The organism is Hahella sp. NBU794, from assembly GCF_050749805.1.
GTDB lineage: Bacteria > Pseudomonadota > Gammaproteobacteria > Pseudomonadales > Oleiphilaceae > Hahella.
Map to the genome: position 1 here is coordinate 2,699,982 of NZ_CP192738.1, position 12,601 is coordinate 2,712,582.

At 54.0% G+C, this 12,601-nt stretch carries 18 protein-coding genes and 3 tRNA genes; 11 read left to right on the forward strand and 10 right to left on the reverse strand.

From position 1 onward, the window contains the following. Positions 1-5: 5 nt before the first annotated feature. Genes ACQYWX_RS12060 through ACQYWX_RS12070 form a run of 3 tightly spaced genes read right to left on the reverse strand, consistent with a single transcriptional unit; the run spans position 6 to position 3,338 of the window. Positions 6-797, reverse strand: coding sequence for a citrate/2-methylcitrate synthase (locus ACQYWX_RS12060; RefSeq protein ID WP_431688926.1), 792 nt, complete (start codon positions 795-797; stop codon positions 6-8). Continuing rightward, complete coding sequence (locus ACQYWX_RS12065; protein ID WP_279508043.1) at positions 794-1,624, reverse strand: citryl-CoA lyase; 831 nt, start codon at positions 1,622-1,624, stop codon at positions 794-796. Before ACQYWX_RS12065 ends, ACQYWX_RS12060 begins: the two co-directional genes overlap by 4 nt. Further along, entirely contained in the window at positions 1,584-3,338 is a 1,755-nt protein-coding gene (locus ACQYWX_RS12070; RefSeq protein ID WP_431688927.1) for a thiamine pyrophosphate-binding protein, read from the reverse strand. Before ACQYWX_RS12070 ends, ACQYWX_RS12065 begins: the two co-directional genes overlap by 41 nt. Positions 3,339-3,761: 423 nt before the next feature. On the opposite strand from ACQYWX_RS12070, the gene ACQYWX_RS12075 reads away from it, so the two are divergent. The 4 genes from ACQYWX_RS12075 to ACQYWX_RS12090 all read left to right on the forward strand — a co-directional run bounded on the left by ACQYWX_RS12075 (position 3,762) and on the right by ACQYWX_RS12090 (position 5,230). Continuing rightward, positions 3,762-3,837 (forward strand) — tRNA-Gly (locus tag ACQYWX_RS12075). Positions 3,838-3,893: 56 nt separating this feature from the next. Next, positions 3,894-3,967 (forward strand) — tRNA-Cys (locus ACQYWX_RS12080). A gap of 26 nt (positions 3,968-3,993) precedes the next feature. Further along, positions 3,994-4,081, forward strand: a tRNA-Leu gene (locus ACQYWX_RS12085). Between the two features lie 174 nt (positions 4,082-4,255). Continuing rightward, complete coding sequence (locus ACQYWX_RS12090; RefSeq protein ID WP_431688928.1) at positions 4,256-5,230, forward strand: tyrosine-type recombinase/integrase; 975 nt, start codon at positions 4,256-4,258, stop codon at positions 5,228-5,230. A 77-nt stretch (positions 5,231-5,307) separates the two neighbouring features. Here ACQYWX_RS12090 and ACQYWX_RS12095 read toward each other — a convergent pair whose 3' ends face one another. The 7 genes from ACQYWX_RS12095 to ACQYWX_RS12125 all read right to left on the reverse strand — a co-directional run bounded on the left by ACQYWX_RS12095 (position 5,308) and on the right by ACQYWX_RS12125 (position 8,885). Further along, positions 5,308-5,628 carry a helix-turn-helix transcriptional regulator gene (locus ACQYWX_RS12095; protein WP_431688929.1) on the reverse strand — a complete coding sequence of 107 codons (321 nt, stop codon included), beginning with the start codon at positions 5,626-5,628 and terminating at the stop codon, positions 5,308-5,310. A gap of 5 nt (positions 5,629-5,633) precedes the next feature. Further along, positions 5,634-6,059: a single-stranded DNA-binding protein gene (locus ACQYWX_RS12100; protein ID WP_431688930.1), complete on the reverse strand. Its 426-nt coding sequence runs from the start codon at positions 6,057-6,059 to the stop codon at positions 5,634-5,636. 8 nt (positions 6,060-6,067) lie between these two features. Next, positions 6,068-6,565 carry a siphovirus Gp157 family protein gene (locus ACQYWX_RS12105; RefSeq protein ID WP_431688931.1) on the reverse strand — a complete coding sequence of 166 codons (498 nt, stop codon included), beginning with the start codon at positions 6,563-6,565 and terminating at the stop codon, positions 6,068-6,070. Continuing rightward, positions 6,565-7,293: a hypothetical protein gene (locus ACQYWX_RS12110; RefSeq protein ID WP_431688932.1), complete on the reverse strand. Its 729-nt coding sequence runs from the start codon at positions 7,291-7,293 to the stop codon at positions 6,565-6,567. Before ACQYWX_RS12110 ends, ACQYWX_RS12105 begins: the two co-directional genes overlap by 1 nt. After that, positions 7,280-7,645, reverse strand: a complete 366-nt coding sequence (locus ACQYWX_RS12115) for a hypothetical protein (protein ID WP_431688933.1) — start codon at positions 7,643-7,645, stop codon at positions 7,280-7,282. The genes ACQYWX_RS12110 and ACQYWX_RS12115 overlap by 14 nt, the downstream gene beginning before the upstream one ends. Continuing rightward, positions 7,642-7,896 carry a hypothetical protein gene (locus ACQYWX_RS12120; protein ID WP_305904264.1) on the reverse strand — a complete coding sequence of 85 codons (255 nt, stop codon included), beginning with the start codon at positions 7,894-7,896 and terminating at the stop codon, positions 7,642-7,644. The genes ACQYWX_RS12115 and ACQYWX_RS12120 overlap by 4 nt, the downstream gene beginning before the upstream one ends. Positions 7,897-8,249: 353 nt before the next feature. Next, complete coding sequence (locus ACQYWX_RS12125; protein ID WP_431688934.1) at positions 8,250-8,885, reverse strand: LexA family protein; 636 nt, start codon at positions 8,883-8,885, stop codon at positions 8,250-8,252. 153 nt (positions 8,886-9,038) lie between these two features. Here ACQYWX_RS12125 and ACQYWX_RS12130 point away from each other — a divergent pair, with 153 nt between their 5' ends. Genes ACQYWX_RS12130 through ACQYWX_RS12160 form a run of 7 tightly spaced genes read left to right on the forward strand, consistent with a single transcriptional unit; the run spans position 9,039 to position 12,373 of the window. Then, the gene (locus ACQYWX_RS12130; RefSeq protein WP_431688935.1) at positions 9,039-9,296 is read left to right on the forward strand and encodes a YdaS family helix-turn-helix protein; all 258 of its coding nucleotides are present in this window, start codon (positions 9,039-9,041) and stop codon (positions 9,294-9,296) included. Next, the gene (locus ACQYWX_RS12135) at positions 9,296-9,937 is read left to right on the forward strand and encodes a hypothetical protein (RefSeq protein WP_431688936.1); all 642 of its coding nucleotides are present in this window, start codon (positions 9,296-9,298) and stop codon (positions 9,935-9,937) included. The genes ACQYWX_RS12130 and ACQYWX_RS12135 overlap by 1 nt, the downstream gene beginning before the upstream one ends. A gap of 20 nt (positions 9,938-9,957) precedes the next feature. After that, a complete protein-coding gene (locus ACQYWX_RS12140) occupies positions 9,958-10,818 on the forward strand; it encodes a replication protein (protein WP_431688937.1) in 861 nt (286 codons plus the stop codon). Next, the gene (locus ACQYWX_RS12145; RefSeq protein WP_431688938.1) at positions 10,818-11,498 is read left to right on the forward strand and encodes a replication protein P; all 681 of its coding nucleotides are present in this window, start codon (positions 10,818-10,820) and stop codon (positions 11,496-11,498) included. The genes ACQYWX_RS12140 and ACQYWX_RS12145 overlap by 1 nt, the downstream gene beginning before the upstream one ends. A gap of 17 nt (positions 11,499-11,515) precedes the next feature. Next, complete coding sequence (locus ACQYWX_RS12150; RefSeq protein WP_431688939.1) at positions 11,516-11,821, forward strand: hypothetical protein; 306 nt, start codon at positions 11,516-11,518, stop codon at positions 11,819-11,821. Beyond that, positions 11,814-12,029 (forward strand): hypothetical protein, encoded by a 216-nt coding sequence (locus ACQYWX_RS12155; protein ID WP_431688940.1) that lies wholly within the window; start codon positions 11,814-11,816, stop codon positions 12,027-12,029. Before ACQYWX_RS12150 ends, ACQYWX_RS12155 begins: the two co-directional genes overlap by 8 nt. Then, positions 12,026-12,373 carry a hypothetical protein gene (locus ACQYWX_RS12160; RefSeq protein ID WP_216740476.1) on the forward strand — a complete coding sequence of 116 codons (348 nt, stop codon included), beginning with the start codon at positions 12,026-12,028 and terminating at the stop codon, positions 12,371-12,373. Before ACQYWX_RS12155 ends, ACQYWX_RS12160 begins: the two co-directional genes overlap by 4 nt. Positions 12,374-12,601 lie beyond the last annotated feature (228 nt).

Consider the following 12,601-nt stretch of genomic DNA (forward strand, 5'->3'; position numbering starts at 1 on the left):
TGGCCTCACCAACTACGCCTCTCCGGCCCGGAATACTGAATTGATTCACAGCGCATGGGGAAAACGCTGCCCTCGGGTTTGGCCGCGCCATCGAGATAGCAGGGGACCATGCCGGCGATAAAACAGGGCGTCAGGTAAAGCTGATACTCTTCCGGCGACATGCCGAAATCCGCGCCGATGGCCGCAGCCAGGGCGGCGACGTTGATCGTCAGGCGTTTGTTCTTTTTGAGATAGTGGTAGATCTCCAGCGCCAGAGTGAAGTGAGCGCCATCGGCGAAGCCCAGGTCGCGGGCTTTTTTGACTAGATGCAACACGCGTTCATCCAGGCGCGCCAAGGGGCGGCCGTAGCCGTAGATGACGCGGTATTTTTTCAACGCCGCGTTGATTAGGTCCGGCAGTTCCTCCCCGGCGTCCAATGCTTTGCGAGTGCGCTGCAGAAAGTCGATGGCGCGGCGGTCCGGTCTTCTGCCGTAAATAGAAGCCTCGGAAATGGACAGTCCGCTCATCAAAGATAGCGACGGCGTACTGCGTACGTTGCCAGCCAGTTCCGCGACATGGTTTGGCCAGATGCTCGGGTCCGGGTAGCTGGTGCATACCCAGATGTAATTCAGCATGCGCATCTGTTCCGGGGTGTAGAACTTGCCGGTGATGGAGTAGAGGTAAAGTGAAAACCAGTCGCGCTCACTTAACTCCTGATGCAGATCTTTACCGCGAAACACCACGCGTTCGCACAAAAACGCTTTGCCCATCGCGGTTTCGTGGGCGGTTTCCTGTTGGCGCAGATGTTTGTTGCTCATAGCCCAAGCTCCTCTGCATTGGGTAATTCGAAGGGACCGGGGTCATCCGTCAGCTTGATGTGGTCACCGTAGAACGGAAACATTTTCCAGCCCAGATCTCGTTGTTCTATGGCGTGTGCGGCGGCGCCGGGTAAACGCAGCATCAAGTACAACATGACTGCGGCGTGCTCGTTCATCGCCAAGTCATGCAGCGCTGCGGCGGCCACGCCGGACAGTGCCAGTGGCGCGTCCGCGATGGCTTCCAGTTCCTGGCGATGTTGCGCCAGCCAGCGCACGGTAATAGCGCAAGGAATTTCCGCCAGCGCTTCCAGCACTTGACGCACCGGCTTGGGACAGCTCTCGCCGTTGGGGTCGAAACCGGGAGCGTGCTCCATGGGGCGCCAGATATCCTCCCGCGTATCGCTGACCGGGGAGGGTAGGCGGGCTCGCCATTGTTCTACGTCGGTTCCGCATTCCCGCCAAAGCTGCATCAAAATGTAGACTTCATGCCCGCCGCCATACTGGCCTGCGCCGACGGCCAGAGACGCCATCAGCGAAGCGGCGTGCGGACAGCCGCCAACGCCGCCGTTCATCGCCGCGCGCACGCTGGCCTCGCGGGGACCTGGGTTGGCGAGGGCGATAGCCAGTTTTTCCAACAGCTGCGCCTGATCCGCGTTGGGCTTCTCCCCCCTGAACAGCAGATACAGGTACTCGAACCAGCTCGCCTTGGTCAGGATGTCGCCGTAGACATCGTAGCCGTAGCAAAGGGCGGAGTGCGCGGCGAAGGGATTGTCGGCTTCAGGTTCTTCAGACCAGACTTTCGTCCGGTATCCGTATTTGCTGCTCATGATTGCCTCCTGTCAGAACTTTGGTGCGTTGGCGCATGGGGGGAACTTGTTCGCTGTCGACGACCACATCCAGAACGAATGGGCCGGGTTTGGAGAAAAGGCTGTCGACGCCGATTTCATCCAGCTCTTTAAGCCGGGTAATGCGTTGCGACGGCAGGCCCGCCGCTTTGGCCATGGCGGCGAAATCCACTTGCGGCAGACGATTGGCGATATCCTCCGCGCGACCCAGGCGTTGGCCGTGTTTAATCATACCCAGGTGACTGTCGTTCAGAACGATGAACAGAATGTTCAAATCCAGCTCCCGCGCGACGGTGATCTCCTGACCGCTCATCAGCATGCTGCCGTCACCGGTGAAACAAATGACAGGCGTATCCGGTTTGGCGAGCGCCATGCCGACTGCGGCTCCGATAGCCCAGCCCATGGTCGCGAATCCCATGCCTATGTGGAACAGTTTAGTTGAATCTGACAAGGGCGGATTGGTGCGCCAATAGTGCACGCCCCACAGGAAACTATTGCCCGTGTCCATCAATACCGGCGTGTTGCGCGGGCAGGCCTGACTCAGCGCCCAGTACAGCGCTTGCGGTTTGACTGGCGCTTCCACGTCGAGGCAGGCTTCCTTGTCTGCATAGATGACGTGTTGAGGAAATCCGTCAGCCCCCGGAGAATACTTCTGTTTACGCGGCGCCGCATGTTTCAGGTATTTGGCGAAGGGCTCTAACAGTAAGCGTGGCGAACCCAGTATCGACAGTCTCGACATCACCGACCGGCTCAGATGATCTGGGTTGCCGGACAGATGTATCAGGCGGTTGGAGAAAATCGCGTTGGGGTCCCAGCCACCGGTCGTGACTTCATCCAGCGCGGAGCCAATGACGATGACGCGCTCTGCATTGTCGGGATGTAAGGCGTCGCGGGCGCTTTCATGTCCGCCGAGGCCGAATACGCCTCTATATAAAGGGTGATATTCCGAAACTAAACCTTTGCCCATAGGCGTGGTGACGATCAACCAGTTGCGTGACTCCGCCAGAGCGAGCAGCGGCTCCATCGCCCCTGCGCAACCTTCGCCAATCACCAGCGTGGCTTTCTGCACATAGGCGAGTTCTTTCAGTAATCGATGCACTGACTCGGCGCTGGGCACAACTTCATGATTGATAAAGGCGCGCATATTGAAAATACCCGCCGGATCGGGAGATTTGGCGCGCATGATGTCCAGGGGGACGCTCAAATGCACCGGGCCTGGCTGGTTGCTGAGCGCGTAGCCGATCGCCATCAGCAGCTTGTGCTCCAACTGGGCGGAGTGCGACACCAGTGTGTTGAAGCGGGTGCAACTGTCGAAGATGCTGACGGTGTTGATGCCTGTACAAGAGCCTTCCTGAAACGCGCCCAAACCGAAACGCTCAATAGAAGGCTGCGCGGTTATCACCAGCATGGGGATGCCGTCGGCATAGGCGTTGGCCGCGCCAGTCAGCAGGTTGGTGGCCCCCGGACCGGAAGTGGAAATGCACACCCCCAGTTTGCCTGTCGCTCTCGCATATCCGTCCGCCATGAAGGCCGCTCCGGATTCGTGCCTCGCCAACACCGCCTTTGGTCCGCCCCGACGCTCGCTACGGGCGAGGGCGTTGTAAAGTGGTTCAATACTGCCTCCTGGCACACCGAATACGTACTTCACTCCCAATCGTTCCAGATAGTGGAGTATCAAATCACCATTCTCGATCATGCTTTGATACCTTTTCGGACATGTATAAATTTTGAGCGCGAATTCTTGGGTAAGATGGCCGGAAAAGATAGGGTCTAAATGTAAAGCATTGAAAAACAAGAATTTTATGGACTAGTCCCATCGGACGATTGTTGCTTTTGCTGTAGGCGTTGCGACATGAAACAGAAAATAGAATGACTTTTCGGTCTGAATGATGGAGAGGCGCAGGTTGGTTTTTAGATTAACGAGGAGCGATGAATTACCCGTAGATACTGTGAACTGGCGCAAAAAATGGACTATCTGGACAGGAAATATCCATAAATTCACTTTTTCTTATTTTTCTTTAAATACATTGCAGGTTCGGCTTGACAGGTTCGGCTAAAAACGTAAACTAAGCGCCACTCCAGCAGAGAGAGGCGAAAAACTCCTGCTTAAGAGTGATATGCGGGAATAGCTCAGTTGGTAGAGCACAACCTTGCCAAGGTTGGGGTCGCGAGTTCGAGTCTCGTTTCCCGCTCCAAGATTTCCGAAACCCCGACAAGCTCGGGGTTTTTAGCTCTAGAAGTCTTGATTATAGGCGCGGTGGCAGAGTGGTCATGCAGCGGACTGCAACTCCGTGTACGCCGGTTCGATTCCGACCCGCGCCTCCATGTTTTCTCCGGCAAAAGCCTCCCTCGCCTGGGTGGCGAAATTGGTAGACGCAAGGGACTTAAAATCCCTCGGTATTTGATACCGTGCCGGTTCGATTCCGGCCCCAGGCACCAATCCCTAATTATACACATAATACTAAATCCTCCCAAACCCTTTAAACTCGCGGCTTTTCGGCGGTTTTTGGCGTTTCCGGAGATTTACTAAATACCCCCCTTACAACCACTTTTTGTCGTAGCACTACGCCAAAATTACGCCAGATTTACGCCAAGGGAGTACGAGGAAGTTTAATGGCAACTTTTCGAAAGCGCGGAAGCGCTTGGCGCGTTGAGGTCAATGTAAAAGGTCAACGCGATTCTGCAACTAAAGATACAAAAGCCGAGGCTCAGGAATGGGCCGCCAGACGAGAAATTGAACTGCGGTCTCAGTTCGACGGCAGGAGTCTGACTCATATTGTCAGGGATGTTTTTGAGAGATACGGGCAAGAAGTCAGCCCGTCAAAACGAGGTCAGGACAAGGAGTTGCTGCGGCTTGCCAGTTTCTGCCGTGATCAAATAGCGGATATAAAGCTGGCGGATCTTAATGCGTCCCATATCGCCGACTGGCGAAACCGTCGACTAAAGCAAGTATCACCCAGCTCGGTTAATAGAGAACTTAATCTGATGTCTCACGCGTTTGAAATTGCGCGTAGAGAATGGCGCTGGCTTACTGAGTCACCGACACGAGATGTCACCCGTCCTAAAAATCCTCCGCCGCGAGACCGGAAAATTTCTGACGATGAAATAGAGCGCGTTTGTCTGTCGCTTGGCTTTGTCGATGGCGTTACGCCTGAAACTAAAAGCCAGCGGGTGGCGATCGCCTTTTTATTTGCTATCGAGTCAGGAATGCGTGCAGGTGAGATCTGTGGTTTAACCTGGGACGCCGTAAACGGCAACGTTGCTTATCTGCCTAAAACTAAAAACGGAACGTCTAGAAATGTTCCTCTTTCGTCACGTGCATGTGAGTTGCTTTCTTTTCTCCCTGTTGATGGAGAGTCTGTGTTCAACATAACAACTGTTCAGTTGGATGCGATCTTCAGAAAAGGAAGGGATAGGGCGGGCGTTGAGAATCTGACTTTCCATGATACCCGCCACGAGGCAATTACTCGCCTCGCTAAAAAGCTTGATGTATTAGAGCTTGCGCGCATGGTGGGGCATAAGGATTTAAAGCAGCTTCTTGTTTATTACAATGAAACGCCTCAGGCATTGGCTGCGAAGTTGGGATGAAAGGTTGGCTCTAGATAATACATGAGCCCGAAATATACAAAGCCCTCCATTAATGAGGGCTTTTTTTATGCTTGGTTTTAATGCTTTCGCGGCCGACCTGTCTTGGCTTGGCCATCTTGGTGGCTGAGTGTCCACTCTATTACCTCTTTGGCTCTCCAGCGCGGCTGGCTGCGGCTTTGTGCTGACTTCCCGTTTGCTGTTGGAATCCTTATGGATTTAGGGAAGGTCGGCTGGCATATGACCCGCTGCATGGTATGGCTTTCTGAGCACTTCAGATATTCGGCAATCGTGGAAACGTCCCAAAGGGCGATATCTGTAGAGATTCTTGGTTGAAGCTTTTCGATGATCGCCTCTGCCAGCTTGTTGATTGCGCTTAATTCGTTTGCTTGTTCCTGCATAGTTCTCACCAGGGGATATCGTCGTCAAAGTCGTTATATGCTTGGCCGTTGTTTGGCGTTTGCATTTGGTTGGGTTGTGGTGCCGCCATTGTTGCGGGCTTGTATTGGTTGGGCGGTTGTGGCGTCTGTTTCGGGCTCGCAAAGTCGACCTTTACTATCCGGCAGCGAATCTTGGCGCTGGGTGTGCCGTCGCCCTTGGTGAACTGCTCCAGCTCCAAATCATCCGCCGTCACGACCAGCTTTGTGCCTTTGGTCAGGTGCGGCTCCAGCGAGATTGCCCGGTCACCCCATAGCGCGCCGTCGATCCACTGGGTACGCCTGTTGTCGCCGTGTCCAATGTTGTAGGCGAGGGCGAGCGTAGCCACTGCCTGTCCGCTTGGCGTGTATCTCAGTTTGGCGTCTCGCCCGAGGGCGCACAACTTAATAAACATAAAATCTCCTACTTGATCCTAATCGAGCTTTTTGTGTGCTCCAGTCTGGTGCCGGGTATCTCCACGCCTGCTTTCAGCGCCTTTGTAATGCTCGCCTTGTTGGGCTTAACCTCTGTCTTCACGTCCACGTATTCATCGGGGAGGGCGCTTTCCTCCTCGATGATGGCGGTCTCCCGGCCTTTAACGTAAGAGATGGAAAACAGCGGGCAGCTGATATTCTTGATCCCTGTGCGCTCCATGTTTTCCCGCAGGTAGTCCGTCACTTGCTCCTGGCGGTTTTCTAAGGTTTTCTTGCGGGCCTGTAGACGCTTTATCTCCGTATCTACCGCTTTAATGTCGGGCTCCAGATTGCGGATGAAGTGCGCGACCGAGACGGCCTTGTCCTGAAACTCTCCCTCGATGGCGTCCAACGTATCGACAACGGCCTGTTTCAGGTTTGCGTCGTCTCCAGCGTCGAGGTTTTGCAGCTCCAGCAGCTTGCCGGTGATTTTGTATAGCTCCGTCATCAGGCGGCCTCTTGCCCTTCCAGTTCCGCTTTCTTGCGGTCCTTGGCCAGTGTTAGGCGCTTAATCCCGGCGGTGTCCCGTTTGGCTTCCAGCTTCCGCAGGGCGGACTTAAACACGCCCGCCAGCATGTTCAGATTGACGGACTCATTCATCAGTCGGATGTTTTCATCCAGCCAGGCTTGCGCCTCGGCTTTCTGGCGCTCTTTGACTTCCACTTGGTTAACGGCGGTTTCGATTTCGACCTCTTGGGCGACCTGTTCGACATAGTTGAAGTCGTCATACAGGCCCATATGAATGTCGGCGCCGAAGCCCAAAACAGACAGCGCTTTAGAGAGCGCATCCGTCAGCGACTTTTTAGGCGCTTCCGGGTCTGTCTGGATGCCGTGCCGGGTGCGGAATACGTAGGGAGTGTGTCCATAGTGAATGACCTCTCCGCGCTTACCGTCGACTTCATACCAGACCGCCAGCTTGATAGTGTGGATCTTGCCCATCACAAGCGGCTGACCTTCTACGCCCAGGTTAAGAGGCGCTCCTTCGTCGAACCTTTCCTCCAGTACGGTGTAACCCCAACCCGTTCCGACCGGTCCAAATTGTTCTGTGGCTTTGCGGTGCAGATAGGTTGGGTTGATGCTGGTCCCGGTGAAGCCACCGGCGCCGGTGTATTTCTTGGTGTAAGCGGGGTCAGTCTTTTGGACTGACTCCCATAGTTGCAGGTTAGTGGTGGGCATACGCTTGGTGCTCCTCGTAGCGGTCTATCGCTATGTCTTCCTGCTCTTGTTTGTATGCGGCGTCAGCCAGATATTTGCCAATGCTGTAGGCGGCGCTGTCGATCATCTGCTTGCAGGAGTTAACCGCGGCGCGGCGGCCTTGTTTGTCGTCGCGGGTCTGGTAGATCAAGGACAATACGGAGTCGATATCGTCGCCTTGTTTAACCTCGTCGAGTACGTCCTGAAAGCCCCACTTCTGGCCGTTCACATGGACTCGGCGACCTTCTAGCAAGTCCTCTGCGATGGACTTAGCCGTGCTCTCCAGAATGCGCTCTTTGATCTCTTGTCTTTCCAGGTAGTTCATGTATTTCATTGCTCTAAGTCCTTCTGAAGCTGGGCGATAATGTTTTGTAGTTCGGCGATCTTGCGGTCGCGCTCCTGAATGGCTGAGTTGGCGTCGACCAGATCGTCATGGCTGCATTCCAGATCAAATACCAAGTCGCTGTTCTTATCTCGTAAGTCGTCCAGTCTGTAGAGGATGGCTTCAGCCTCGACCGCGCACTTGATCATGAGGGCGTTTAGAAGCTCTCTGTCTGTCATGTGGGTGAGTAGAGTTCCGTTCATGTGTGGTCCTTATTGGTAGATGGCGACTGGAAACTTAGCGTTAGGGTTAACGGCCTTGATGGCTCGTTTGCTTTTGTATTGGGCCAGTCTGGATAGGTTGCTGATTGGGCCTTGATGTGGAGTAACGGCGAGAACTATTTCTCTTGATGTGTCTGTGTGCTTTGGAGTGCTGTTCATTCTCAGTCCTGCTGGTTCGCTATGCTGCTGGAGTGAAAACAGAATATAACTAAAGTAATAAAATGGTCAATAACAAAAGTAATAATTTTGTTATGAGGGAGAAAAATTTTTTGGCAGGCATAAAAAAACCCGCCGGAGGGGCGGGTTGTACGGTAGTTCTATTGGTAGCTTATGCGCTATCCGAAAGGTCTCCCTGCGAAAATCACTACGCCTATGACTGTGCAGTTCTCGTCCAGCGGAACAATTTGCTCCGGCCACTGTGGATTGGCAGGCTTCAGGTATTCTTGGCCGGCTTCAACAACAACCTGTTTGATGGTCGCTTGTTTGCTGCCATTGAGCCGAACAATCACGTTAGAGCCATGCTTGGGCTTGATGTCCGGGTCAATAAAAATATATTCACCCTCATTAAGTATGGGGCTCATGCTGATGCCTGGAACGACTAAAACAAAAGTTTGATCACTGCATTTGATCGGGCAGGGGTAATGCATTGCGTCCTGAATATTGTGCTCTTTTTCTTCAACCCAGGTTGCCGCTTGCTCCCAGCTTATAAGTGGATAAAAGCCTTGGATTGGCGGCCCAAGGGTAATGCCTTCTACTGCTGGCGACCTAGTGGGTTCATCCTTCCCAGTAAGTAGCCATTCGGGTTGGCAGCGCAGTGCGCGCGCCAATTCAATTATATGTCTCGGCTTCTTAGTTCGTCCCTCTTCCAGTTTATGAATAGCTGTCTGGGAAATTCCGACGGCTTTAGCCAGGTCTTCCTGAGTCAGGCCTAAGGCGTCGCGGCGCTCTTTGGTACGGTCTGCAATGCTCATTTTCAACTCTTCTTTTAATCCGAGCAGCTGGCAGCGTGCTATGTGGGTTGTTAGTTATATGCGAAAGGTTATTTTCATTACTTTAGTTGTTTTTTGCAAAAAACCTTAGTTATAATCAAAATATTACTAAAGTTATAAAAGGGAGATTGAGAAATGACTGCATTACTGAAGGCAATAGACATCGTCGGCGGCCAAGCCGTTCTGGCTCGTTCTATAGGGGTTAAGCAGGCCTACGTATGGAACTGGGCAAAACGGCGGCAGCAAACACCTGCCAAATACATCCGCGCTGTATCAGAGGCCACAAAAGGGGCTGTGACTTTAGAAGAGCTTCTCAGTGATCACGAGAAGGACGAAAAGCCCCTGTCTGTTTCAGCGACGAATAAAGCTTATCGAAGCCAGGGACTTATGTAATGAGCGCCAATAAACACCGCTTGGTGATTCTGACCAAACACCTCAACCGATGGCTGGAGAAAGCGAACGTAAGCCAAACCGCCGCCGCTCAAGAGATCGTGGAGCAGTTCCGGGCATTGGGACTGGATAAAGAGTTACAGGCCGAGGACATATTTTTCATGGACACCGGCGACGTATTCACCGACGCCAACACGAACCGCCAGAAGATCTTTCGCTGGCTTGGTTACATGGACAATGGGACCAAAAAATCTATGGGCCGTTTGTGGCTGGTAGAGCAGGCGATAGTTGCAGCAATGCCAGCGGATATCCGGGTGGCGTATTTGAATGAAGTGTTTGGCGATTGTGGCGTGTGCATATCAAGTCTGAGTCAGGATCGGAGCTGTTCACGCCTGGATGTGAGCAGGGTGGTCGAGTCAATGATTAAAGAAGACTCAGAGGCGCAGATTGCCTTGCTCAAGTTAGGGGTAAGCCCGACACCGGCGCAGGTATGCGACGCACATTTAGAACTGAGAGAGTCCGTAGGCACGCAGTTAGCTGTGCTGGACTGGCTCGAAAGGAAGTTTCCCGTATTGGCTAAGAAGAAATCCGCATCAGTGTTTGGCGACAGGGTTGCGGGCTCTATTCCGGCTAATACGAAGTAAGCAGGTAGGCGCGAATTTATATGAGTTATCAGACGATTTCAACTTCCAACGTGGTGGAGTTCATACCACGTCAGGAACAACCAGTTAAAGCAGATATCGAAAACGGGTACACCAAGATTGCTAATGAACTGTTAGAGGCGTTATGCCTTGTCCACCTCTCAAGTCGTCAGCACCGGGTGTTTCTGGCGGTCGTGCGAAAGACCTATGGATTCAATAAAAAGAACGACTGGCTGACTGTAGAGCAGCTATGCGAGCTGATTGGTTATGACAGTGATTACAGAAACGTATGCGCAGATTTACGCGAGTTAAAAGCGCGTAAGTTGATCCTTCAGGAGGGGCGGAAAATAGGTCCAAACCCGGTGGTTTCTGAGTGGGTTTTGATTAAGCCAAGGTGTTCGAAATCAACTACCAAAGTGGTTGAAAACAACCACCAGCCAAGTGGTAGAAATCAACCACCTAAGTGTTCGAAATCAACCACTCAGGTAGTAGAAAACAACCACTACAGGTGTTTGAAATCAACCACCACAAAAGACAAGAAAGACAATAAACCAAAAAACACTAACCCAAAAGACAACGCGCGGCAGAAGAAATCCGCCGCACTGGATCTGTCGAATTTGCCCGCATGGCTATCGGTCGCCTCGATGGAGGAATTCATCCGCCACCGCCGGGAGATCCGCAAGCCGTTAACGCCTCTCGCGCTGTCCAAGCTGGTCGGCAAGCTGGAGACGTTCAGAGCCCAGGGCCACGACGTTCAAAGCATTCTCGATGAGTCCATAGCCAACGGCTGGCAGGGCGTGTTTGAGCCCAAAGGTCCACGCCAAACCGCCAACGTGGTGGACTGGAATGATACGAGCTGGGGCGATGACCTGGGGGAATGGTAATGAAATCAGTCAACGAAATATCCCTGAGCGTTCAAGCGCAGATCGCCAAGCCACAAGCGCCCGTCGCCATGGCGGCCCATACCTCGATCAACGACAAGGCCCGCGAGAACGTTAACGCGATTTTCAAAGCTCTGCAGGCGTCGTTTCCCGCCTGGAGGCAGGCATTCCCCGACACGGAAAGCCTGCTTGAAGCCAAGCGCGCCTGGACCAAAGCCATGGTGGAAAACCGGATTACCAGCGCCGACCAAATCCGCGTCGGGATACGTCGGGCGCGGGCTACGGCTTGCCCGTTCTTTCCGTCGATCGGTCAGTTCGTTTCTTGGTGCAAACCAGAGCCCGAAGACTTCGGACTGTTGCCCACTCCAGCAGCCTACCGAATGGCCTGCGATGGACTTCAGCAGCTTGAGCGCGGGGAAAGCCTTGCCTATCTGGCGGTCCGCATCGCAGCGAGAGCGACGGGGAGTTACGAGCTTAGGGTGCGTACCGAAAGGGAAATGCTGCCGCTGTTCTCACGCAATTACGACATCGTTTGTCGCCGCGTTATGAACGGGGAAGACATCCAAGCGGACATCCCAAAGGCGCTACCAGAGCAACCAGCGAAGGCGTCTAAGCCTGTCTCCCGGGAAGAAGCCCGCCGACGCATGGCGGACTTGTTGAAATCAGTTTCGGCCAGCAGTTAGGCCAAGGAAAAGCAGTAATGACACAAACACATGCAAGAAGAACCGACCCAATAACCAGCCATCTGGCGGCGGCAGCCAATGAGTCGAACCGCTGGACGCAGACGCAGCTTGTCGCGCTGGAATTAGCCAAGCGCCCTGTGCCGGATTGGGTCATAGGGTGGACCAGTTCGGAGTTGGCCAGGACCGCAAAGCTTGATCGCTACATGGTCGCACGCCGTCTACCGGATGCCGAAAAGGCTGGCTTAGTGGAGCGCGTCGGGATCATGGAGTGTTCGATTTCAGGACGCAAGGCGGTTGCCTGGAGGGCGGTTAAACATGACTAAGCGCCCAAGGGAGTACGCCGCCGAGATTCTACAAATGCAGGGCAGGGAAGCGCGAGCCAGAGCGCTGGCCGCTGTTCCCACTCAATTCCGGGCGATGGTGGAGGCGCATGTGCGGACCTACTTCGCGTTGAAGACGAAACCCAAAGCGGCGCCGACTGTAATCACGCCAGAGATGGCCAGGGCAATGATACGGAGGCGGGCGGCATGAGCGACGAAACCTTGGAGCAGAAGCTGCAGAACATCCGCAACAAGGCGGCGGAGTTTGCGAAAGCCAAAGCGAACCGGGTTTACCTGGAGGAGTTCCGCAAATCAAAGATCGCCATCCTCATGCGGGAAGCGGAGAGCGCGGACCCTGACCTGACGGCGGCGAACAGGCAGGAGGCATGGGCAAGGCGGCACCCGGAATACCTGGAGCTATTAAAGGGGCTGATGCAGGCGACGGAAGAGGAGGCCCGGCTGCACTGGGAGCTACGGACGGCGGAATGGGCGGTGGAGATATGGCGGACCAAGTCGGCCAACAAGAGAGCGGAGCGGATGAGGTACGGGGCGTGATCTACAGGAATCAAAAACTACTGGCGGCCATTAGGCAACTGCCGTGCGCCTCCTGCGGGATTGAGGGTGGCTCTCAGGCTGCCCACTCAAACCTATTGAGGCATGGGAAGGGCAGGGGATTGAAGGCTTCAGACGCCGCGACGTTTCCTCTGTGTGTGCCTTGCCACATGGAGTTTGACCAAGGCAAGGAACTAACCAAGGCAGAGCGCGAACAACTGACCATGGATT